18 protein-coding genes and 1 pseudogene are annotated in these 22,989 nt (G+C 71.2%); 13 read left to right on the top strand and 6 right to left on the bottom strand.

The features are described 5' to 3' along the window. Positions 1–137: 137 nt before the first annotated feature. A pseudogene (locus tag AB0O48_RS34275) lies at positions 138–389 on the bottom strand (alpha-L-arabinofuranosidase); the annotation flags it as partial. A 687-nt stretch (positions 390–1,076) separates the two neighbouring features. Between AB0O48_RS34275 and AB0O48_RS34270 the strand changes: the two are divergent. From AB0O48_RS34270 to AB0O48_RS34245, 6 genes are all read left to right on the top strand, one after another. Beyond that, positions 1,077–2,099 (top strand): LacI family DNA-binding transcriptional regulator, encoded by a 1,023-nt coding sequence (locus tag AB0O48_RS34270; RefSeq protein WP_357255873.1) that lies wholly within the window; start codon positions 1,077–1,079, stop codon positions 2,097–2,099. 152 nt (positions 2,100–2,251) lie between these two features. Next, positions 2,252–4,435, top strand: coding sequence for an alpha/beta hydrolase-fold protein (locus AB0O48_RS34265; RefSeq protein WP_365070122.1), 2,184 nt, complete (start codon positions 2,252–2,254; stop codon positions 4,433–4,435). Positions 4,436–4,537: 102 nt separating this feature from the next. After that, the gene (locus AB0O48_RS34260; RefSeq protein WP_357255877.1) at positions 4,538–5,878 is read left to right on the top strand and encodes an extracellular solute-binding protein; all 1,341 of its coding nucleotides are present in this window, start codon (positions 4,538–4,540) and stop codon (positions 5,876–5,878) included. Between the two features lie 78 nt (positions 5,879–5,956). Next, positions 5,957–6,898 carry a sugar ABC transporter permease gene (locus AB0O48_RS34255; RefSeq protein WP_357255879.1) on the top strand — a complete coding sequence of 314 codons (942 nt, stop codon included), beginning with the start codon at positions 5,957–5,959 and terminating at the stop codon, positions 6,896–6,898. Next, the gene (locus AB0O48_RS34250) at positions 6,898–7,782 is read left to right on the top strand and encodes a carbohydrate ABC transporter permease (protein WP_357255881.1); all 885 of its coding nucleotides are present in this window, start codon (positions 6,898–6,900) and stop codon (positions 7,780–7,782) included. The genes AB0O48_RS34255 and AB0O48_RS34250 overlap by 1 nt, the downstream gene beginning before the upstream one ends. A gap of 41 nt (positions 7,783–7,823) precedes the next feature. Further along, complete coding sequence (locus AB0O48_RS34245; RefSeq protein WP_357571148.1) at positions 7,824–9,551, top strand: IlvD/Edd family dehydratase; 1,728 nt, start codon at positions 7,824–7,826, stop codon at positions 9,549–9,551. 61 nt (positions 9,552–9,612) lie between these two features. Here AB0O48_RS34245 and AB0O48_RS34240 read toward each other — a convergent pair whose 3' ends face one another. Beyond that, positions 9,613–10,542: a hypothetical protein gene (locus tag AB0O48_RS34240; RefSeq protein ID WP_365070116.1), complete on the bottom strand. Its 930-nt coding sequence runs from the start codon at positions 10,540–10,542 to the stop codon at positions 9,613–9,615. A gap of 204 nt (positions 10,543–10,746) precedes the next feature. On the opposite strand from AB0O48_RS34240, the gene AB0O48_RS34235 reads away from it, so the two are divergent. Together AB0O48_RS34235 and AB0O48_RS34230 are read left to right on the top strand one after the other, a co-directional pair. Then, on the top strand, positions 10,747–11,259 hold the full coding sequence (locus AB0O48_RS34235) for a SigE family RNA polymerase sigma factor (RefSeq protein WP_365070113.1): 513 nt from the start codon (positions 10,747–10,749) through the stop codon (positions 11,257–11,259). Further along, positions 11,256–12,422, top strand: a complete 1,167-nt coding sequence (locus AB0O48_RS34230) for a hypothetical protein (protein WP_365070110.1) — start codon at positions 11,256–11,258, stop codon at positions 12,420–12,422. Before AB0O48_RS34235 ends, AB0O48_RS34230 begins: the two co-directional genes overlap by 4 nt. A gap of 114 nt (positions 12,423–12,536) precedes the next feature. Here the strand turns inward: AB0O48_RS34230 and AB0O48_RS34225 are convergent, their stop codons facing one another. Both AB0O48_RS34225 and AB0O48_RS34220 read right to left on the bottom strand, forming a co-directional pair. After that, entirely contained in the window at positions 12,537–14,117 is a 1,581-nt protein-coding gene (locus AB0O48_RS34225; RefSeq protein ID WP_365070107.1) for an alpha/beta fold hydrolase, read from the bottom strand. A 69-nt stretch (positions 14,118–14,186) separates the two neighbouring features. After that, a complete protein-coding gene (locus AB0O48_RS34220) occupies positions 14,187–16,985 on the bottom strand; it encodes a BTAD domain-containing putative transcriptional regulator (protein ID WP_365070104.1) in 2,799 nt (932 codons plus the stop codon). Between the two features lie 227 nt (positions 16,986–17,212). On the opposite strand from AB0O48_RS34220, the gene AB0O48_RS34215 reads away from it, so the two are divergent. Further along, the gene (locus AB0O48_RS34215) at positions 17,213–18,046 is read left to right on the top strand and encodes an SAM-dependent methyltransferase (protein WP_365070101.1); all 834 of its coding nucleotides are present in this window, start codon (positions 17,213–17,215) and stop codon (positions 18,044–18,046) included. Positions 18,047–18,108: 62 nt separating this feature from the next. After that, complete coding sequence (locus AB0O48_RS34210) at positions 18,109–18,993, top strand: pyridoxal-phosphate dependent enzyme (protein ID WP_365070098.1); 885 nt, start codon at positions 18,109–18,111, stop codon at positions 18,991–18,993. Between the two features lie 69 nt (positions 18,994–19,062). Here AB0O48_RS34210 and AB0O48_RS34205 read toward each other — a convergent pair whose 3' ends face one another. Further along, positions 19,063–19,908 (bottom strand): NAD(P)H-binding protein, encoded by an 846-nt coding sequence (locus AB0O48_RS34205; RefSeq protein ID WP_357255896.1) that lies wholly within the window; start codon positions 19,906–19,908, stop codon positions 19,063–19,065. 100 nt (positions 19,909–20,008) lie between these two features. Between AB0O48_RS34205 and AB0O48_RS34200 the strand changes: the two genes are divergently transcribed. Next, a complete protein-coding gene (locus tag AB0O48_RS34200; RefSeq protein WP_365070095.1) occupies positions 20,009–20,476 on the top strand; it encodes a MarR family transcriptional regulator in 468 nt (155 codons plus the stop codon). A gap of 132 nt (positions 20,477–20,608) precedes the next feature. Beyond that, the gene (locus tag AB0O48_RS34195) at positions 20,609–21,238 is read left to right on the top strand and encodes a VOC family protein (RefSeq protein WP_357255900.1); all 630 of its coding nucleotides are present in this window, start codon (positions 20,609–20,611) and stop codon (positions 21,236–21,238) included. A gap of 9 nt (positions 21,239–21,247) precedes the next feature. On the opposite strand, the gene AB0O48_RS34190 is transcribed toward AB0O48_RS34195, so the two are convergent. Then, positions 21,248–21,856, bottom strand: a complete 609-nt coding sequence (locus AB0O48_RS34190) for a TetR-like C-terminal domain-containing protein (protein WP_357255902.1) — start codon at positions 21,854–21,856, stop codon at positions 21,248–21,250. 114 nt (positions 21,857–21,970) lie between these two features. Between AB0O48_RS34190 and AB0O48_RS34185 the strand changes: the two genes are divergently transcribed. Beyond that, a complete protein-coding gene (locus tag AB0O48_RS34185) occupies positions 21,971–22,981 on the top strand; it encodes an aldo/keto reductase (protein WP_365070090.1) in 1,011 nt (336 codons plus the stop codon). Positions 22,982–22,989 lie beyond the last annotated feature (8 nt).

The following is a 22,989-nucleotide window of genomic DNA, read 5'->3' as shown; positions in this document are numbered from 1 at the left end:
GCGGGGGTGCCCCCCCGTGGGGGGGTGCGGGGGGGGCCGCCCCCCCCCCCCTACCTTTTGCCCCGCCCCCGGGGTGGGGGGGGGGGGGCGGGGGGGGCCGGGGGGGGGGGGGGGGGGCGGGGCCCCCGCCCCCCCCCCCCGACCCCGTCCTCCCACCGGTAGGAGGAGACGAAGTTGCCACCCGGGTAGCGGACCGTGGTCACGCCCAGCTCCCGGACGAGCGCCAGCACGTCGCGCCGGAAGCCGTCGGCGTCGGCCGTCGGGTGCCCCGGCTCGTAGATGCCGGTGTAGACACAGCGACCCAGGTGTTCCACGAACGAGCCGAAGAGCCGGCGCGACACCGGCGCCACGCGCCGACGCGGGTCCAGGCTCAGGCGGGCGGTGTTCACGACGCCTCCCCGGTGACCGCCGGCCCGATCCCGGCCAGCCGGTCCGGCCGGGGCCGGGCGGGCATCCGGTAGCGGTGGGGGAGGGGGCATCCGGCGCCGGTCAGGTGCATCGGCGCCTTGTCGAGGTGGGGGTTCAGGACGGGCTCCCTTCGTGCGAGGTCCCGACGCCGAGAGCGCTGCCGGCGCGCGGGACCGAGGGGTGGTGGGGTCCGTGTGCGGTCTGGACACCGCGGGGGCGGTGGACTACGTTCTTGATCTATGTAAACGTTACCGATTACGTTTACGGTAGGGAATAGTTGCCCGCGGTCAATGTGGGCGATCCGGGCGGACGCCGCCCGGCCGGTGACGCGTGGCCGAACGTGGCGCGCGGGTGCGGCGCACCGGACCCGTTATCGGGGACCGCAATTCCCTGCTGCGGTGGGGAATGCAATGTCGGTGGCCTTGCGCCCCGTTCTTTCGGTCTGCGCAACCGCAGAAACTCGCACTTCCCGTCCGCGCCGAGAGCGGCCTCCGTTCACAATTCCGTGGCCGTCCCACTGTCTCACCGAGGCTGCCCGACTGTCCTGGTAGGACGTTCTACCAGGCGTCGCGGGAGGCGCGGAGGTCTTGTGCTCGTAACCCCGGTCGGTTACGTTGGCAACACCCTGGAAACGTAACCGATAACGATTGCAGTCCAGAGGGAGCGGCATGATTGAGGTCAATGCGCCGGCCACAATGAGTGATGTCGCGCGGGTCGCCGGTGTTTCCACCGCCACCGTCTCGCGCGTGGTCAACGGGCACTACGGCGTCAGTGCCCGCACCATTGCTCAGGTCCGCTCGGCCATCGACCAGCTCGGCTACGAGTCGAGTCTGGTGGCCACCAGCCTCCGGCGCAGCCGCACCAACGTCCTGGGCCTCGTGACGCACAGCTTCCAGTCGTACACGGCCGAGGTGCTCAAGGGAGCGATGAAGGCGCTGAGCCGCTCGGGCTTCGATCTGATCATCTACGCCAACAGCGACCTCTACGGGTCGTATTCGGAGGGCTGGGAGAAGCGGCACGTCGCCCGCCTGTCGGGCACCCTCACCGACGGCTGCATCGTCGTCACACCCTGGGGTGAGGTCCAGAGCCGGACACCGATCGTGGCCATCGACCCGGTGCGCGGCTCGACGGCGCATTCGGTGACGGCCGACAACCTCGCGGGCGCCACCACGGCGGTCGAGCACCTGCTGGGCCTGGGCCACCGGCGCATCGGGTTCATCGCGGGCCGCGCCAGCCTGGCCGCGGCGTGGTCGCGGGAGGAGGGCTACCGGGCGGCGCTCACCGACGCAGGCCTCCCGGTCGACCCGACGCTGATCGGCGAAGGAGACTTCAACCCCGAGTCGGCGACGCCGTTGGCACGCGCGCTGTTGCAACGTGCGGACCCGCCGACGGCGATCTTCGCGGCGAGCGACGGGATGGCCCTGAAGGTGCTGGAGGTCGCCGCGGAGCTGGGGCTCGCGGTCCCCGGGGACCTGTCCGTCGTCGGGTTCGACAACATCCCGGAGTCGGCGTTGACCCGGCCGGGTCTGACCACTGTGGACCAGTCGATGTACCAACTCGGCTACGAGGCCGCGCGCATGTTGAAGGCGCTGGTGACCGGCGAGTGGGAGGGGCCACGCCAGGTCGTGCTGCCGACAGACCTCGTCGTCCGTGGGTCGAGCGCGCCACCACGAAGCGCGGCACGACCGTGACCCATGTCCGCCGCAGCGGGCGACCCCGTCAGGTCCGCCCGGGGCAGAGCCGCGAAGGAGGTGTGCACGCGCAGACCCACGGCGAGCTTCGCCGATGAGTTGAGCCGGCCCGGCGGGTCGCGTCCGCTGCCGGCGCAGGAAAGGAGTGGAGCGTGACAACCGCAACGAACCACTGGCCCGTACGCCGATCGGGCGTGCGTCGACTCTCGGCGGTGTTCACCGCCGGAGTCATGGCGGCCGCGGCCGTCCTGTTCGCGCCGCAACCGGCCGCGGCGGCGGAGACACCGTGGCTGGATGTCTCCCCGGATCGCTACGCCTCGTTCACCGTGCCGGCCGCGTACGTCCAGGAGCACCTGGGCTCGGTCTCGCAGGTCGTCGTCGAGGGCAACCTCGGCCCCTCCGCGGCCTGGGCGGAGTTCGGGCTGACCCGGCGCGGCGACGTGTGGTCGGGCATCCTCGGCCCGCTCACGCCGGGGCTCTACCACTACCAGGTCACCGCCGACGACACCAAGAGCCTCAAGGATCCGACGAACAGCACGACTGTGGCGTCCAATCCGCTCCTGAGCACCTTCCTCGTCCCCGGTGACTCGGCGCGGTGGTTGGCAGACGCACCGACGGGCACCGGCGGCACGGTCGAGACCCTGAACTACCGCACCCGGAGCGGGCAGCGGTCGGCCCTGGTGTGGACGCCACCGGGGTACGCGGCCAAGGGACCGAAGGGCTACCCGGTGCTCTACCTGCAGTCGGGCGATGCCGCGAAGGCCAGCGACTGGCTCGACCTCGGCCGATCCAAGCAGATCCTCGACAACCTCTCGGCCGCCGGCGCCATCAGGCCGATGGTGGTCGTGATCAACGATGCCAACGGCGCGGACGGCAGGGAGCTGAAGGACCTCCGGAAGGCGGTCACCGACAGCTACCGGGTCCTTCGTGATCCGGCGCACCAGGCGATCGCGGGTGTGTCCGGCGGCGCGACGGCGGCGGTCCAGGCCGCGTTGGCCAAGCCGGGTCAGTTCGGCTACGTGGGCTGGTTCTCGGGTCGGTCGGTCCCGCAGGTCGACCGGAAGGACGCCAGGACGGTCAACCGCACCGTGAAGGTGTTGCGCCTCTACACGGGAAACCAGACGGATCCCGCGTACAACCCCACCTACCGATTGATGAAGGCGTTGGACCGGGCCGAGGTCAGGTTCGAGGTCGACGGGGTCAACCCGGACGGCGGCGCGAACTGGACCACCTGGCAGGAGAACCTCGTCGACTTCGCGCCGCGACTGTTCCAGCACGTGTCGGACCACGGGCCGAGCCCCGGTCACCGGCCGCTGCGGGGGGAGTTCGTTCCGCCGCCGGCCGGCACCACCCCGACGCCGTTCGTCACCGAGGACGGGTTCGTCACGTTCGAGACGACCACGAACTTCACGGACGCACAGCACGTCACGGTATGGGCGAACATCGCGCCGGGCGGCAGTTGGTTGCGCGTGCCGCTGACCCGCGACGGTGACCGGTGGCGGGCGACCGTGGGTCCGCTGAAGCCCTGGTTCTACTACTACCGGCTGATCGTGGACCGGGTCGCGGTCAAGGACACCTCGAATCCGACGACGGTGACCACGGAACCGACGTGGAGCACCTTCCTCATCCCCGGGCCGGGTGCCCGCCTGCTGACGGACGTCCCCGCCGGGCGGGGCGGGACCGTCGAGAGCATGACCTATCCCAGCACCGTGGCCGGCCAGGACCGCACGGCTCTGGTGTGGACGCCACCCGGGTACGACCCGGGCCGGGCACAGCCGTACCCCGTCCTCTACCTCCAGCACGGCGGTGGCCAGAACCACACCGACTGGGTTGAGATGGGACGCGCCAAGCAGATCCTCGACCACCAGTTCCTCGACGGTGACCTCACGCCCATGGTCGTCGTGATGGGCAACGGCAACTCGTCGAACTTCAACCGGGAGTTGTTGGAGAACATCGTGCCGACGGCCCGCGCCCGCTACCGCATCTCCAGCGAGTCGTCCCAGCAGGCAATCGCCGGCCTGTCGATGGGCGGCGGGCAGGCACTGGGGGTGTTGCGGGCGTACCCGGGTGAGTTCGCCTACGTCGCGGCGCTCTCGGCCGGGTTCGGCAGCGGCACCGGTGTCGACGTCGAGGCGATCAACAGCGGGACGAAGATGCTGCGCCTGTACGTCGGCGACCGGACCGACTTCGTGTACCCGAGCTTCATGGCATCGCTGACCACGCTGGACAACCTCGGTATCCGCTACGAGTTCGACGGGGTGACCCCCGGGCCGCATGGCTGGGACGTGTGGCAGAAGAACCTCATCGACCTGGCGCCGCGCCTGTTCAAGCGCTAGGAGCACGTCCACGGCGGCGACACCGGGGCAGGCCTTCCTGCCCTGGTGGCGCCCGCCGAGCAGGAAACTGTCGCACCGCGATCCCCGAAGGGAAGACCGTCAATGAAGACGATACGAATACTCGCCACGGTGACCATGCTCGCGGCCGGGGCCGGGCTCGTCGGCTGTTCCTCCGACGAGGGGGGAAGCGACGCGAGCAACTGCACGAACACCATCACCAAGAAGGACGTGCCGGTCGTGACGATGTGGGGCTGGTACCCCAACACCCAACTCGTCGTCGACAACTTCAACAAGCAGCACGACGACGTGCAGGTCTGCTGGACCAACGTCGGGCAGGGCGGCGACGAGTACGACAAGTTCCAGACGGCCATCTCGGCGGGCACCGGCGCGCCCGACGTGATCATGGTCGAGGCGGACCGGATCCCGACCTTCCAGATCCAGGGCGCGCTCATCGACATCAAGAAGTACGGCTACGACGCGGTCAAGGCCAACTACAGCGACGGCGCCTGGAAGGACGTGTCGGTCGGCGACGCGGTCTACGGGGTCCCGGTCGACGGTGGCCCGATGGGCATGATCTACCGCAAGGACATCTTCGACAAGTACAAGATCACCCCGCCGAAGACCTGGGCCGAGTACGAGCAGGCCGCGCAGAAGGTCAAGGACGCGGGTGGCCCGCTGTTCGGGGACCTCGGCGCGAACGTCCCGGCGGTCATGATGGCGCTCCAGATCCAGAAGGGCGCGTCCCCGTTCACCTTCGATCCGGCGCAGCCGAAGTCCATCGGCGTGAAACTCAACGACCAGCCGTCCAAGGACGTGCTCGACTACTGGGGCGGCCTCGCCAAGAAGGGCCTGGTCGGGACGCAGGACCAGTTCACCCCGGAGTACATCTCCGGCGTGATCAACGGCAACTACGCGACGTACATCTCGGCGGCCTGGGCACCCGGTTATCTCACCGGCGCGGGTGTCGGTAAGGGCCAGGACACCGGCAAGTTCGCGGTGGCGCCGCTGCCGCAGTGGGATGCGAACAACCCGGTGCAGGTCAACTGGGGTGGGTCGGCCTTCTCGGTGACCAAGCAGGCGAAGAAGCCGGAGCTGGCGGCGAAGGTCGCCTACGGGCTCTACGCCGACAAGGAGTCGCTGACCGACGGCTGGACCAACCAGATCATCTTCCCGCTCAACCTGACGGCGCTCAACGATCCCGCGTTCATCGACCTGAAGGTGGCGTTCTTCGACGGCCAGCAGGCGAACAAGGAGGTCTACGTCCCCGCCGCCAACGCCTACAAGGGCGTCGCCTACGCCCCGTTCGGCCAGTTCTACCTCGACGCGATGACCAAGCAGATCAGCGAGATCATCAAGGGCTCCGCCACCGGTGCGCAGGCCGCCGACAGGATCCAGGAGGACGTGGCGAAGTACGCCAAGGAGCAGGGCTTCACCGTCCAGTGACCGGATGGGTGGGCCGTGCCGCCGCTCGACGGCCGGCCCACCCACGATCCCGCAGCGTCCACGTCCCGGAGACCACAGATGACACTCCTGACCGAGCAGCGCACACCGCGTACCCGCACCGAGAAGCGCAAGACCCGTGGCAAGGTGCACCTCCGCGAGCACCTGATGGGGTGGCTCTTCGTCGGGCCGTTCGCGGTCGTCTTCCTGGCGTTCCTCATCGCGCCGCTGGGCTACGCGTTGTACCTCAGTCTCTTCCAGAAGAAGCTGATCGGCGGCACCAGCTTCGTCCTCTTCGACAACTACGTGAAGGCGTTCACCGACCCGAGCTTCCTGTCCGGGGCGTGGTTCGTTCTCCGGTTCTCCCTCGTCGCCATCCCGGTGCAGATCGCCATCGCGTTGGCGATGGCGCTCATCCTGGACGCGGTGACGTCCCTGTTCGCGCGCTTCTCCCGCCTCATGATCTTCCTGCCGTACGCGATCCCCACGGTGATCGGGGCGGTGATGTGGGGGTTCCTCTACAGCAAGGGCTTCGGCCCGCTCACCGACATCTTCGGGTTGTTCGGGGCGACGGCACCCGACTTCCTGAGCAGCAACCTGATCTTCTACGGCCTGCTGAACGTCGTCACCTGGCAGTGGGTCGGCTACTACATGATCATCCTGTACGCGGCGTTGCAGGGCGTCGACCCCACGCTCTACGAGGCCGCCCGGATGGACGGCGCCGGACGGTGGCAGGTCGCGCTGCGGATCAAGATCCCACTGATCGCGCCCGCGCTGATCCTCATCCTGGTCTTCGCACTCATCGGCACCCTGCAGTTCTTCAACGAACCGCAGATCCTGCGGTATCTCGCCGCCGGCACGATCGGGACGGACTTCACCCCCAACATGTACGCGTACCAGCAGGCGTTCGCCCTCGCCAACTTCAACTACGGATCGGCGATCTCGTTCGCCCTCGGCGGCATCGTGTTCATCTGCGTGTACGCATTCCTGTTCTTCACCCGCAAGCGGAGGAGCTTCCTCTGATGGCCAATCGCACGAGCGTCAGCGCGGGTCCTCGTCGACCGCAACGCTATCTGCCGCTGCAGATCCTCCTCGGCTTCATGGTGATCTACTTCCTCGTACCGTTCTGGTGGGTGATCGTCAACAGCTCCAAGGACGCACCGGGGCTGTTCGGCGGAGGCAACACCCTGTGGTTCTCCGACCAGATCGACTACGTCGGCAACCTCCGGCAGCTGTTCACCTACGACGGGGGCATCTACCTGCGGTGGATCCTCAACTCCACGTTGTACGCGATAGCCGGCGGAATCGGCGCCACGGTCCTGTCGGTGATGGCCGGCTACGGCTTCGCCAAGTACCGGTTCGCCGCCCGGCGCTTCAGCTTCGCCGTCGTGCTCGGCGCGTTGATGGTGCCCGCCACCGCCCTGGTCATCCCGACCTTCATCATGTTCTCCCGGCTCGGCCTGACCAACACGGTCTGGGCGGTGATCCTCCCGTCGCTGCTCAATCCGTTCGGCGTCTACCTGATGCACGTCTACGCGCGCGACGCCGTGCCCGACGAGCTGCTGGACGCGGCACGTGTCGACGGCGCGGGCGAGGTGCGTACCTTCCTCCAGATCGCCCTCCCGCTGATGCGCCCCGCGGTGGTCACCGTGCTCCTGCTGTCCGCCGTGGCGTCCTGGAACAACTACTTCCTGCCGCTGGCCATGCTCTCCGACAACCGGCTCTTTCCGGTGACCGTCGGCCTCGGCCTCTGGCAGGGCATCGCCTCGGCGAACAACTCGGGAGGCACCTCGCTGTGGAGCCTCATCATCCTGGGCTCGCTCGTGTCGGTGATCCCACTGGTCATCGCGTTCTTCAGCCTGCAACGGCACTGGCGCGGCGGGCTGTCCGTCGGCGGCCTCCGGTAGGTGCCACCCCCTTGATCGCCGGATGACAGAGAGGTGTGCTGATGTCGACGACGGATCGTCCGCTGCGCAGCGGGCAGTGGTTCGGCGCGGAGGGCCGCAACGGGTTCATCCACCGTTCCTGGATGCGCAACCAGGGTTTCGCGGACGACGTCTTCGACGGTCGTCCGGTGATCGGCATCGCCACCACCTGGTCGGAGCTGACACCCTGCAACGCCCACCTGCGGGACCTGGCCGAATCGGTGAAGCGGGGGGTGTGGGAGAGCGGCGGCCTGCCACTGGAGTTCCCCGCCATGAGCCTGGGCGAGCCCCTGATGCGACCCACGACCATGCTCTACCGCAACCTGCTGGCCATGGAGTTGGAGGAGTCGGTCCGCGCCAACCCCCTCGACGGGGTGGTGCTGCTCTCCGGCTGTGACAAGACCACCCCCGGCCTGCTGATGGGCGCGGCGAGCGTCGACCTCCCCACCTTGATGATCACCGGCGGACCGATGCTGAACGGCAAGTTCCGGGGCCAGGACATCGGGTCGGGCACCGTCGTCTGGCGCTTCACCGAGGAGCAGCGCGCCGGCCGGATGACCGCGGCCGACTGCGCGGAGGCCGAGGTCGGCATGTCCCGCAGCCGGGGCCACTGCATGACCATGGGCACCGCCTCCACGATGGCCTGCGTGACCGAGGCACTGGGCGTGCAACTGCCGGGAGCGGCCGCCGTGCCGGCTGTCGACTCGCGCCGGTACGCGCTCGCGCAGGCCGCCGGCCGCCGGATCGTCGCCATGGTCGCGCAGGACCAGCGGCTGTCCACGGTGCTGACCCGGGAGGCGTTCGAGAACGCCATCCGGGTCAACGCCGCGATCGGCGGGTCCACGAACGCCGTCGTCCACCTGCTGGCGATCGCCGGCCGCCTCGGCGTCCCGCTGACCCTGGAGGACTTCGACACCCTCACCGCCGACGTGCCCATGCTCGTCAACCTGATGCCGTCCGGGGCGTACCTGATGGAGGACTTCGCCTACGCGGGCGGCGTGCCGGCGGTGATGAACGAGATCGCCGCCCTGCTCAACATGGAGCACGTCACCGTCAGCGGCCGGAGCGTCGCCGACAACATCAGCGGCGTGCAGTGCTGGAACCGGCAGGTCATCGGCACCCTGGCCGAGCCGTTCCAACCCGCCGGCTCGGGCACCGTGGTGCTCCGGGGGTCACTCGCGCCGTCCGGGGCCGTGCTGAAGGTCTCCGCCGCCTCCGCGCACCTCCTGCGACACACCGGACCGGCGCTCGTCTTCGACCGGATCGAGGACTACGTCGTCGCCGCCGACGATCCGGACCTCGACGTCACCCCGGACACGGTGATCGTGGTGCGCAACGCCGGCCCCCGGGGCTATCCCGGCTTCCCGGAGGTGGGCAACGTGCCCATGCCACGACGACTGCTCGAAGCCGGCATCACCGACATGGTGCGGATCTCCGACGCCCGGATGAGCGGCACCGGGTACGGCACCTGTGTCCTGCACGTGGCCCCGGAGGCCGCCGTGGGAGGCCCGCTCGCGCTGGTACACACCGGCGACCTGGTCCGCGTCGACGTCCCGACGCGGCGCCTGGACCTGCTGGTCGACGACGCGACACTCACCCAACGCCGCGCCGCCTGGCAACCGTCACCGCGGACGGCCGACCGGGGCTGGACACGCCTGTACACCGAGCACGTTCTCCAGGCCGACCAGGGAGCCGACCTCGACTTCCTGGTCGGCGGCAGCGGCAGCGCCGTACCCCGGCACTCGCACTGACCGTGCGCCCACCACGAACCGGGCACCGGGCGGGAGCCCCAGCGCACGGCTGGGGCTCCCGTCAGCGCCCGCAGGCCCCGCACGCCCGGCGGGTACGCAGGTGGTAGTCGCTTGACGCCGCGAGGAGCCCGAGCCCCAGGACCCAGTACGCCGACATCGCCACCCAGAGGAACGTGTCGGAGAACTCGCTGACCGATCCGGACACCAACTGCACGAGCCCCATGCCGAAGTACGCCACGATGCCCGCCCCGAGCCCGAAGCCGGGCACCAGCAACAGCAGGCGAGGGATCGGGCGGCCGGCGAGCAGCGGCACCCACCCCGGCCAGACCTCACCCCAGTGGTGGACGAGCGCCAACGGCAACAGCGCTCCCGCCAGCAGCAGGCCGACCTCCAGCCCGATCACGGAGGGGTCCTGGATGAGGCTGTCGAACCCCACCACGCCCTGTGCCGCGAAGCGCGTCACGAGGCCGGCCACCGCGACGTACGCGGCCCAGCGTGCCCAGCGCGCGGGGACCGCGCGGCGGTGACCGGGTCGCCCGGTCCGGCAGCACTCCGGGCAGTCGCCCCGGGTGCGCCGCTGATAGCGGGCGGTGGCCAGGCCGAGCAGGGCCGCTCCGGTCACACAACCCAGCCGGCTGACGAACGCCGTCGGGTCGAAGTGCGGGCTGACCACGAACAGCAGGAAGCCCACAAGCTCCGGCAGCAGGATCGCGGCGGCCGCGACCAGCGCCCCGGTGACCGCCCAGGCGACCCCCGCGAGCACCGGCCGCCACGTCGACACCCGGTCCAGCGCAACGGCCAGCACAGCCGCGGCCAGACACAGCGCCACCGACCACCAACCGGTGAACCCCACCAGGTCCGATCCGAACTGCCGGAACTCCGGGGTCTCGCCGACGGTCCACGCCAGACGCACGCCCCCGTATGCCACGGCCCAGCCGAGCACCGCGTACGTCAGGCCGTGGCCCGCCCTGCGAACGATTGATGTCGCCATGCATCCGATCCTCCCGCTGCCCGGGGCCGGGCGAACCCCGCCGACAGGGGAGACGCTCCCTCGCCAGAGGGAGCTGCGCCGGACGCCGAGCGCCGCACGCGCTGCTACGGTCACCGGCGCTGACCTGGCATCCCGCCGAACCTCGGACCGGACGCAACCCGACGGTCGTCCGGACCCGTCGAGCGTGCAGAGGAGGGAGCCTCAATGATGGATGCCGAGCGGGAGTTCGTGGAGTACGTGTCCGCGCGACTGCCGAGCCTGCATCGGACCGCGTTCCTGATGTGCGGCGATGCCCATCTGGCCGACGACGTGGTGCAGCAGACGATCACGGCGTTGTACGTGCACTGGCGCAAGGTCAGCCGGGCCGACAACGTCGACGCGTACGTGCACCGGATGCTCGTCCACAAGCTCGTCGACGAGAAGCGGTTGAGCTGGTCGAAGGTCCGCTTGTTGGGGTCGACGCCCGAGCCGGAGCGCCCGGTGATGCCGCACGACGAGGTGGCCGAGCGGGACAGCCTGGTCGCCGCGCTCGCCCACCTGCCCCGCGGCCAGCGCACCGTGCTGGTCCTGCGGTTCCTGTGCGACCTGTCGCTCGCCGACACGGCCGCCGCGATGGGCTGCTCCGAAGGCAACGTGAAGTCGCAGACGGCTCGGGCGCTGGCGGCGATCCGCCAGGTGCTCGACGTCGCCGAGATGGCCGGAAGGAATTCGACATGACCATGGTGGACGACCAGCGGATCGCCGCACTGCTGCGAGCGGCGCCGGTCCCCGAGCCGCGCGTCGACCTGGACCGCGCGATCCGTGACGGCCGGCGTCGCCGCCGGCGTCGCCGGGTCGGCGGTGTCGCCACGGTGACGGTGCTGGCCGGGCTCGCCGCCGTGGGCACCGTCCAGTTCGGCGGGGTCGCCGGCGAACCCGCTCCGGTCCCGCCGGCCATCGCGGTGTCGCCGACCGCGTCCGTGTCGACCGCGCCGGCCAGGTCGCTCACCTGTGCGGCGTCGGCGCTGCCGCAGCCGGTCCGCGGTTCGGTCGCGGTGGCGACCGGTGTCGACCCCACCGGGCGGCACATCGTCGGTGACATCGGGACCGGAAACGAGGACGGGCGGGTCGTGCTGTGGACCGACGGCCGGGCAACGGTCCTGCCGGCCACCGCCCGGCACGGGGCCGCGGTCAACGCCGGCGGGTACGTGGTCGGCACCAACGGCGACGGCACCGGCTGGGTCTACCGGGGTGGGACCCTGCGTTTCCTGACCACCCCGCCCGGCTACGACGCGGTCCTGGTGTACGCGGTCAACGGTCGGGGCGACATCGCCGGCACCGCCCGGAAGGCCGACGACACACCCCGTGCCGTGCTGTGGTCAGTGGACCGCCCGCAGCAGTACCGTTTCCTCGGCCGAGTGGGGTCCGCGGCGACCGGGATCACCGAGGACGGCACGGTCGTCGGCACGATGGGCGATCGGCCCTACCGGTGGACGCCCCAGGGCACCGGGGCCGAGTTGGCGGTGCCGGACGGCTACCCGCACGCCTCGATCGATTCGGCACACGGCAACTGGGCGATCGGCATGGTCCCCGGTGCCGCGCGGGGCGGGGCCGTGCAGATGCTGCCGGTGCGATGGAACCTGACGACCGGGGCGGCGAGCGTGCTGCCGTACCCGTCCGCGAGCGGGATCGCCGGCAACGGCGACCTGCTGGTCGACGACGGCGCGCCGTTGATCGTCGGAGCGGACGGCACGTCCCGTCGGTTGCCGGGCCGGCCCGAGGTTCGGTCGACCGAGGCGGGCACGTACTCGGCCGACGGGATCAGTGACGACGGCCGGACCGTGGTCGGTGCCGTCTACGAGAACGAGGAGCACCGGCCGCTGGTGTGGCGCTGCACCTGAGGCCCGTGCCGACGACCCGCCCCGCGAACGCCGGGTCGGCGCCGAGGCAACCAGCCTCGGCGCCGACCCCGGTGTCACGCTGTCGGCGACGTCCGCCCGGGAGACACGATGCCGTCAGGCCGGGGCGGCCGGGCAGCTCGCGCCGACCGGCGGCAGGACTCGATGGATGAGGTACCTGTCGACGTTCCCGCGGGTGCACTCCGTGCGTGGGTAGCTGGCGTGACCCGACCCCTCGTAGGTGAGGAGGCGGCCATGCGTGCCGAGTTGGCGCGCCACCCGCTGCGCCCCGTCGTACGGGGTGGCCGGATCGTAGCGACCGTTGAGCAGCAGGATCGGGGTGCTCGTCCGCACCCGCAGCTCATGTTGCGGGTTGACCGCCGTCCAGCCCAGGCAGATCGCGGCGAAGCGGACGGCCAGCGGGGAGGCGCGCAGGTGCGGCGCCGCGGCGCGGGACAGCTCCAGATACCGGTTCCACTCGGCGAAGTCGTCGACCGGCAGCGACCAGTCCTGGCAGAACGCGGGTAGGGCGTACTCGGTCAGGTCCACGCCGCTGTCGACCGGGACCATCGGGGACGCGAGTGCGGCGGGCTCGCCCCGCTCCAACGCGAGAAGCATGGTGGCGAGGTCGGCCCAGGTCGCGTCGAAGAAGTTGACGAACGTCGCGAACCCCAGCTCGAACCAGGTGAGCGTTTCGCCGGTGCCCGCGTCGACGAGCGTGCCGGCGTCGGCACGGCGCATCAGTTGGTCGTACAGCGCGGGCACGTCGCGGCCGTGCAGCGCACAGCTCGGGGTCCGCTCGCACCAGCTCACGAACTCGTGGAACAGGGCCTCGTTGCTGGCCGCCCCGCTGCGGAAGTACCCCCGGACCCCCTGGCTGTGGTCCATCACGCTGTCCATGGCCAGTGCGCGGACGCGGTCGGGAAACAGTTCGGCGTACGCCTGCCCGATCAGGGTGCCGTAGGACCACTCGTAGAAGCTGAGCTGCCGCTCACCGAGTGCCGCCCGGATGGCGTCCGTGTCCCGCGCGACGCTCACGCTGTCGAGGTGGTCGAACAGGGGGCCACTCTGCGCGCGGCAGTCCTCGCGCAACTGGCGGTTGTAGGTGCGGAGTCGCTCGAACTCCGCGGCGGTGGTGGGGGTCAGGGAGGGGTGCTGGGCCAGCAACGCCGACGAGCAGCGCACCGGTGCGCTCCGCACCGTGCCCCGGGGGTCGAAGCCGATGATGTCGAAGCGGCGCAGCACATCCGGCCCGAGCTGACTGGCGGCCGTCAGCGCCACGTCCACCCCGGACAGGCCGGGGCCACCGGGGTTGAAGACCAGGGCGCCGATGCGGGCGGCCGGGTCGGTGGCGGGGCGGCGGGCCAGGGCCAGCTCGAAGGTCTCCCCTCGCGGCCGGGCCCAGTCGACAGGCAGGCGCAGGGTGCCGCATCGCGTACCCGGATCGTCGGCCGGGTCCGCGCACGCCCGCCAGTCGATGCGGCTGTTCCACCCGCCGGTGGTGCTCTCCACGACCGAACCGGTGGCCGACCCGCTGGCGGGGGGCGACGCCGGCGGGGTGACCGCGAACGCCGGTGGGGCGTTCAGCGACAGGGCGACGAGGACCGCGACGGCGGCCGGAAGGAGACGGGCGAGCGGCGGGCGTCGACGGTCGACCCCGCCGCGGTGCCGGAGAGTGGGTCTCTTCAGGGTCAGCATTCGCCCAGCCTGCCGACGACCGGTCCATGCCCGATCCATGCCGGTCCGGACGCGGCGTACGGGGCACGCTCAGCGCGTGGTCGCCAACCGCTCGGACAGCTCACCGGCCAGCGGATGACCGATCCGGTCGAAGATCGCCAACGCCTGTCCCCAGAGGTCCTTCGACGTGTCGTGCTCGCCCACCGCCCGATGGCTGTCCCCGAGCCGGACGAGTGTCTCGGCCCGTCCGCACTGGTCCTGAGCGTCGGAATACAGGGCGAGGGCGCGTCGATAGCAGTCCACCGCCGTCGGGTGTGCCCCGAGACCCTGATGGGCGAAGCCGAGACTGTCCCAGGTCTGGGCCTCGCCCACCCGGTTGTGGACCTCGGCATGGAGTGCCAGTGCCTGCTCACAGTAGGCGATGGCCCGGACGTGCTCGTCCAGGCGGGCGTGACCCCACCCGATCGCGTTGAGCGCATCCGCCGCGCCGCGTGCGTCGTCGCTGCCGCTGGACAGCGCCAGCGCCGCCTCGGCGTGCGGCAGCGCGTCGCGCGGGTTGCCCTCGATGTCGTACACCCAGGCGAGGTGCAGGTGGATGCTCGCCTGGCCCGGCCGGTCACCGACCGTCTCGTACCGCGTCATCGCGCTGCGCAGGTGCCGGCGGGCGGCACCGTACCGGCGGAGCTGGAGGTGTGCCAGCGCGAGGTCCCGGTGTGCCACCGCCTCGGCCCCCGGCTCACCGCGGCGTCGGGCGGCCGCGACCGCGACGGCCTGCACGGCGCTCAGGTCGTGCCACCGCGACAACCGGCTGAGCAGGGGAGTGAGGGCCTGGGCGAGCTGCCCGGCGTGGGCGTCGAAGCGGTGGGCGACCGCGTCGTCGACGGCGGCCAGCAGCACCCCCTGTTCGATGGTGAACCAGGCCAGTGCGGCCCGGTGGTCGGCGAACGTCGGCGGTGCCGCGTCGGTGGGCGGGGGCAGCGGATCGGTCGGCTGGTGGCCGGCGTCGACGAGCCTCGCCGCGGCACGGACGGCCCGCAGATAGTGGTCGAACACGCGCTTGCGGGCGGCTCTCCGGGCGGCCGCGGAGTCGTGGCTCTCCGTCAGTTCCTCTCCGTAGGCCCGGAGCAGGTCGTGACAGCGGAAGCGGCTGGGGGACTGCTCGGTCAGCAGGTTGGCCCGGGTCAACTCGTCGAGGGCCGGCCGGATCTGGTGTGGCGGTGCCCCGGCGAGGCTGGCCGCCGCCGCCGCGCCGAGGTCGGCCGTCGGGTGCAGGCTGATCTGCCGGAACAGTCGGGCCGCGTCCGGACTGAGCAGACGGTACGACCAGGAGAGCACCGTCCGCAGGTCGGTGGCGGCGTCGTCGGTGGCCAGGGCCGCGAGACCGCCCCTGGGTGCGGCCAGATCGTCCGCGATGGCCTGGAGGGGGAACGCGGGTCGGGCGGCGGCCCGCGCCGCCACGATGGACAACGCGAGGGGCAACCGCGCGGTACGGCTGACCAGCTCGTCCACCGCGGCCGGCTGGGCGGCGGCCCGCGCACCGAGCCGGCGCACGAGCAACTGGCGTGCTTCGGCGGCGCTGGGCAGATCCAGTGCGACGGTGTGGGCGCCCTCGGCGGCGACCAGGCCCGGCAGCGTGTGGCGACTCGTCACGATCACGCCACATCGGCGGGACCCGGGCAGCAGCGGCCGGACCTGTTCGGCGTCGCGCGCGTTGTCGAGCAGCACGAGCAGCCGTCGGTCCGCGGTCAGGCTCCGGTACAGGGCGAACTGGGCCGCCGGTTCGGCGGGTATCTCCAGGGGTTTGACGCCCAGGGCGGGCAACAGCGATCGCACGACGACGGCGGACGGTGCCGCCTCCCGTGTCGCCGTGCCGAAACCGCCCAGGTCGACGTGGAGCTGCCCGTCCGGATAGTGGTGCAGGCTGTCGTGTGCCCAGCGCAACGCCAGCCAGGTCTTTCCGACGCCGCCGGTGCCGGTGACGACGACGGTGCCGGCCGATTCGGTGTCGTCGAGCAGCAGCGTCGTGAGTCGGGCCAGCTCGCTGGTCCGGCCGGTGAACAACGTCGGTGGGGCGGGCAACTGCCGGGGAACCATCCGTGCTGGCTGCCACTCCGGCGGCCGTGCCCCGGATGTCGACACCTCCCGGTCGGCCCGCAGGATGCTGGTGTGCAACCGTTGCAGGTCGGCGCCGGGCTCGACCCCCACCTCCTCGGCCAGGACCCGACGCACCTGCCGGTACGTCGCCAGCGCGTCCGCCCGCCGTCCGGCCTGGGCCAGGGCCACCATGAGCTGCCCCCAGGGACGCTCGCGCAGTGGATCCCCGTCGATCCGGGTCCGGAGCGGCTCGATCAGCTCGTTGTGCCGCCCGGCGCGGAGATGGAGGTCCGCGACCTCCTCCAGCAGACTCGACCGCTGTTCCTGGAGCCTGGTCCGGACCGAGAGCAACACCCCCGCGCCAGGCAGTCCCGCGAACGGCTCGCCCCGCCACAGCGCCAGCGCCGCCTCGAACGCCCGCAGGGCATCCGCGCAGCGGTCCTGGCGCAACGCGTGATAGCCGCGCTGCGCCAGGTCGTCGAAGGTCAGACTGTCCACCGTCTGCCCATCGAGGACGAGACGATAACCGGTGGCTCCGGCGAGGATGGTGGGCTCCGGCGCGCCGGGGGACCGCAGCGCCCGGCGTAGCGCCCAGACGTAGGTCTTCACGTTGCCTGCTGCCGTCTTCGGCGGGCGTCCCTGCCACAGCTCGTCGACGAGCTGGTCGATGGTCCACGCGCTGCCCGGCTGCGACATCAGGACGGCCAGCAGGCGTACCTGCATCGGCGTGCCGAGCGTCAGCAGATCCCCGGCGGAGGAGCGAACCTCGACCGGCCCGAGCAGGTGGTACCGCATGGCTGACCTCCCCGTGACCGCGGGCCATCACCCCACCGTACGGCCTGACGGCGGTCCATCGCCGGCCGCCTCGATCGCGGCGGTCCGGGCTGGCTCGCGTGTGGATTGTCCTCAGGGTGGCGCGTATTCGTTGCCTTATATACCGTGGCACGGTCGCGAGGCGGCCAGATCCTCGACGGGCCGTCCCCGCCACGACATCGCGTGCGCGATGGGAGGAGGGGTTCGTCGTGACCACGGATTCGCAGGCGACCGACCGGTCCGAGGCTGGCGGAGTCGATGCGGTGCAGAAGATCGACACCTCGGTGCCGCACTCGGCCCGGATCTGGAACTACTGGCGCGGTGGTACGGACAACTTCGCGGTCGACCGCGAAGCCGGCGACCAGTACCGGCAGGTCTTCCCCGGCGTCGTCGACGTCGCCCGGGCCTCCCGGCAGTTCCTGGTCCGCTCGGTCATGTTCCTCGCCGGCGAGGCGGGCGTCCGCCAGTTCCTCGACGTCGGCACGGGGCTGCCGACGGCCGACAACACCCACGAGGTGGCGCAGCGGATCGCGCCGGACGCGCGGATCGTCTACGTGGACAGCGACCCGCTGGTGCTGGCCCATGCCCGTGCGTTGCTGGTCGGCGCGGCCGAGGGGAGGACCGCCTATATCGACGGTGACCTGCGTGACCCGGCCGCGGTCATCGCCGAGGCCGGCAGGACGCTGGACTTCCAGCAGCCGATCGGCCTCATCCTCAGCGGTGTGCTGGGCCACGTGCCCGACTACGAGGCGGCCAGGTCGATCGCGCGACAGTTGCTGGCGTCGCTACCGAGCGGCAGTTACCTCTCCCTCAACGACGGTACGAGTCTGATCAGCGCCGAGATGCAGCAGGCGCAGGACGACTACAACGAGAGTGGGGCGGTTCCGTACACGCTTCGCTCGCCGGACCAGATCGTCGGGTTCTTCGACGGGTTGGAGCTGGTGGAGCCGGGCGTGGTGCCGTGCCCGCAGTGGCGACCCGACGACGCGGTCGACACGCCCGCCGACATCGACGCCTTCGGCGGGGTGGGCCGCAAGCGTTAGACGAGGCTGGGGTTGCGGCGAAGGGGTGCTGGCCTTCCGCGGTGGCGTGCTTAGCTGCAGGGGTGATCACTCCCGTTTCCCTCGGCACGTGGCCGACACCGTTGGAGCCTGCGCCCCGGCTCGCGGCGCGGCTGGGGCTGGCCGAGCTCTGGTTCAAGCGTGACGACCTCAACGGCCTCGGCGGAGGCGGCAACAAGATCCGCAAGTTGGAGTACACCTGCGCCCAGGCGATCGCCGCCGGCGCCACCACGGTCATCACCTCGGGCGCGCCGCAGAGCAACCACGCCCGGCTCACCGCGGCCGCCGCCGCGCGGCTCGGTCTCGCCTGTGTGCTGGTGCTCGCCGGCCCGCCTGCGGCGAAGCGGCGTGGCAACCTGCTCCTCGACGGGCTCGCCGGTGCAAAGGTCATCTGGGGCGGGGACGGCCCGCTCGCCGAGGTGGTGGTGGCCGAGGCGGAGCGGCGATCCGCCTGGGTGATCCCGTTCGGCGGCACCTCGCCCGCGTCGGTCCAGGGGTACGTGAACGGCGGCCGGGAGTTGCGGGCACAGGTGCCGGACGTCGACGGGACCGACGTCGTGGTGGCGCTCGGCTCCGGTGGCACGATGGCCGGGCTGGTGCGGGAGCTGGGTGCCGCGCGGGTGATCGGCGTGGATGTCGGTGCCCTGCCGGACCCGCGTACGACAGTCGCCGGGCTGCTCGACGGCGAGGTCGAGCCGGACGCGCTGCGGATCGACGGCTCCCAGGTGGGCGCCGGGTACCGCACGCTGACCGACGGGGCCCGGGCGGCGCTGGAGACGACCGCGCGCGAGGAGGGCGTCTTCCTGGACCCGACGTACACCGGCCGGGCGATGGCGGGGCTGCTGGCCGGCAGCTTCCCGCACCGCGACAAGGTCGTCTTCCTGCACACCGGGGGGCTGCCGGGACTCTTTGGTCACCCCGACCTGTAGGGCGCCGACTGGCGGAAGCCCCGCGCGGTGCCCTTCGGCGAGACCGCACCGAAGGGCACCGCTCGCCGGTCAGGCGTTGGCGAAGTGCGCGCGGTGGTCGTGGGCGAACTCGGCGAAGGTCCGCGGCTGCCGGCCGACGATCCGGGCGACGTGGTCGTTGGTGAAGTCGCCCCACCCGGAGCCGTAGGCGACCCGGTACTCGGTGAGAACCTCGGCCGACCACGTGTCGAGGCCCGCCTGGAGCAGGCTGTCGCGCGTCTGTTCCGGGTTCTGCGGTACGTACGTGACGGGCTGCCCGAGGGTACGAGTGATGTCCTCGGCGGCCTGGTCCAGGGTGATGCTCTCCGGCCCGGTCGGCGTGTAGATCATGCCCTCGTGTCGCTGCGGGGCGGCGAGGATCGCTGCCCCCGCGGCGGCGATGTCCCGGGCGTCGATCACCCCGACCCGCGCGTCGCCGAAGAGCCCGTAGAGGTGCTCACCGGCCTTGGCGCCGAGCAGGTTCTGCATGAAGTAGCTCGGTCGCAGGATCGTCCAGGGGATCCCGGAGTCCTGCACCTCCGCGTCGGAGAGCGCGTGCAGCCGACCGTTGCGGGTGGGCGCGTCGTGCGCGGCACCGATCGCGGAGAGTCGGACGATGTGCCGCACGCCGGCCTGGCGGGCGGCCCACACCGCGTTCATGCTCTGGCTCGGGGCCAGCGGACCCATCGGCGTCAGCAGCCACAGCGTCGTGACCCCCTCGAACGCCGGGGTCAGTGTGGTGGGGCGGTCCAGGTCGCCGACGACGTACTCGACACCGTCGAGGCGGGGTGCGCGCGAGACGTCCCGGACGAGGGCGCGTACCGGCTGGCGGCCGGCGAGTTCGCGCAGCACCTCCCTCGACACGGTGCCGTTTGCCCCGGTTATCAGAATGGTCATGGTCGTCCTCTCGGTGGGGGCGAAACCGTGGTCGGACCATCGGTCGCCGCCAGCGACGATATAGTCCAAAACTTGTACCGTCCAATGATTGGACTACTTTATGAAACGCAGCACACTGAAGGAGCAGGACCCCGACCTCGGGATCCTGGCCGTGCAGCTCTCCGCACGGGTGCAGCGGGAGATCTTCCGACACTCGGCGGAGCACGGGTTCGACGACGTCCGCCCCCGCCACGGCGCGGTCCTCGCGTACCTGGATGCCGAGGGCACCCGCCCCGGCGAACTGGCCCGGCTGGCCGGCCGCAACAAGCAGACGATGGGCGCGATCCTCGACGAGTTGGAGCGGCTGGGCTACGTCCGGCGTACGCCCGACCCGGCGGACCGCCGGGCAAAGCTGATCGTGCCGACGGACCGGGGTCGCCGGTTGATGGAGATCTCCGACGGTTTCGTGCACCTGATCGAGCAGAAACTCGCCGACACGCTCGGTCCCGACCGGTACCGGGACTTCCGAGACGCGCTGGGCCATGCCGTGGCGAGCCTGCCGGCGACCGGCCACGACACCGAGGGCTGAGCCGGCGGCGCGAACACCCGGACCCCGCGCTCCTCGGGGTGCGCCGGGCCGCCAGGGTGTCGTCCGGCCGATGTCGGGAAGGCGGCATCCGGCACGCGGTTTCGGCGATCGGCGGATCGAGAGGGGGCGGTGATGAGCCCGAAGAGCGCCCAGGGTGATGCGAGCGGCAGGTCGAGCATCGAGAGCGTCGACGTGAAGCTGGAGGTGATTGTCATCCCGGTGTCGGACGTCGACCGGGCGAAGGCGTTCTACCTGCGGCTGGGATGGCGCCTCGACCAGACACCGCCCGGCATCGTCCAGCTCACGCCGCACGGCTCCGACTGCTCGGTGCAGTTCGGGCCCGGGCTCACGTCGGCGGCCCCCGGCTCGGCCATGGCGTACCTGATCGTGTCCGACATCGAGGCGGCCCACGACGCCCTCGTCGCGGCCGGTGTCGAGGTCGGCGACGTCTTCCACGTCAGCCCGGACGGTCCGGTCGACGGGCCGGACCCGCAGCGGCGCAGCTACTTCTCGCGCGCCACGCTGCGCGACCCGGACGGCAACACCTGGCTGCTGCAAGAGATCACGACCAGGCTTCCCGGACGCATCGAGGGAGGCCGCACGTCGTTCGGCTCCACGAGCGACCTGGCGAGCGCGCTCCGGCGTGCGGCCGCCGCGCACGGTGAGCACGAGAAGCGGACGGGCGAGCATGACGACAACTGGCCCGACTGGTACGCGGCGTACCTGGTGAGCGAGCAGTCGGGGGCCGAGCCGCCCGAGTGAGCCGCGCCGTCAGCGCAGCCCGCGTACGAGGTTGTCGACGAGGGTGCGGGCGAAGTCCTCGGTCAGCGGCAGGTCGGGGATCAGCAGCCGGTGGTAGCAGGCGCCCCAGAGCTGGTCGACGACGGATTCCGGGTCGATGTCGGCGCGGAGCTGCCCGCGGGCCATGGCTCTGGTGAGGGTCTCCACGGCGAGCGCGCGGCGGGGGCCGGAGTAGCGCTCCCGGTAGGCGGCGGCCAGTTCCGGGTCGGTCTGCGCCTGGCCGATGAGTTGGCTGATGACCCGCCCGGCAGAGGTGTCCCGGACGAGGTGGACGAAGGCGACGAGCTGGTTGGTCAGGTCGGCGACGATGTCGGCGGTGTCGGGGAAGGCCAACGTGGGGGCGACGACGGTGAAGTAGCCGTCCAGGGCGAGCGCCCCCCGGGACGGCCACCACTTGTAGATCGTCATGCGGCTGGCCCCCGCCTGGGCCGCGACCTTCTCGATGGTGAAGCCGGCCATGCCCTCGGCCAGCAGGAGGGCGCCGGCTGCCGTGAGGATCTCCGCGCGTACCTGATCGGCGGGGCGACGGCCGCGACCACGGCGCGGCGGGGTGTGGGCGTCCGGCGTGAGCTGGGCCACGGGTCCTCCCGGTTATATGGACAGCGTGTCTACGGGGTGGTTATATGGACACAGCGTACACAGCGGTGCCCGATCTCGGAACGCGCCGCGACCCGACCGAAGGAGACGAGGACCATGACGGCTCTACCACGACGACGGCTGGGTGCCTCCGGACCGGAGGTGTCGATCATCGGGCTGGGCGCGATGGGCATGTCGGACCTGTACGGCCCGTCCGACGAGGCGGAGAGCGTGGCGACGCTGCACACAGCCATCGACGCCGGCGTGAACCTGGTCGACACCGGGGACTTCTACGGCTCCGGCCACAACGAGATGCTGATCGGTCGGGTGTTGCGTGAGCGCCGTCGGGACGAGGTCGTGCTCAGCGTGAAGTTCGGTGCGCGCCGCACACCGGACGGCGCGTTCCAGGCGGCACCGTACGACGTGTCGGCGGCGGCGGTGAAGGACCGGTTGGCGTACTCGCTGCGCCGGTTGGGCACCGACCACATCGACATCTACCGGCCCTCCCGGCTGAACCCGCAGGTGCCGGTCGAGGAGACCGTGGGCGCGCTGCTGGAGATGCAGCAGGCCGGCTACATCCGGCACATCGGGCTCTCCGAGGTGGGCGCGGACACCATCCGCCGGGCGGCGGCCGTCGCGCCGATCAGCGACGTCCAGATCGAGTACTCGCTGCTGTCCCGTGGCCCCGAGGCCGCGATCCTGCCGGCCCTGCGCGAGTTGGGCATCGGCTTGACCGCCTACGGGGTGCTGTCCCGTGGTCTGCTGAGCGGGCACTGGTCGGCGGACCGTGAGCTGACCGGCACGGACTTCCGGGCGAACAGCCCTCGGTTCCAGGGTGAGCACCTGGCCGCCAACCTGCGGCTCGTAGACGCGCTGAGCCGGGTCGCGCAGCGGCTGGGGGCCACCACGAGCCAGGTGGCGATCGCCTGGGTGGCGGCGCAGGGCGAGCAGATCGTGCCGCTTGTCGGCGCGCGGCGGCGGGACCGGCTGACCGAGTCGCTGGCCGCGGCCGACCTGGTGTTGGACCGGGAGGCACTGGACGAGATCGAGCGCGCCGTGCCGGCCGGTGCCGCCTCCGGTCAGCGGTACGCGGCCCCGATGATGGACCTGCTCGACAGCGAGAAGTGACGGCCACG

This window comes from Micromonospora sp. NPDC085948 (genome assembly GCF_040686315.1).
Taxonomy (GTDB): domain Bacteria; phylum Actinomycetota; class Actinomycetes; order Mycobacteriales; family Micromonosporaceae; genus Micromonospora.
The sequence above is the reverse complement of the archived record's forward strand: the minus strand, read 5'-3'. Positions and strand labels throughout refer to the sequence as shown.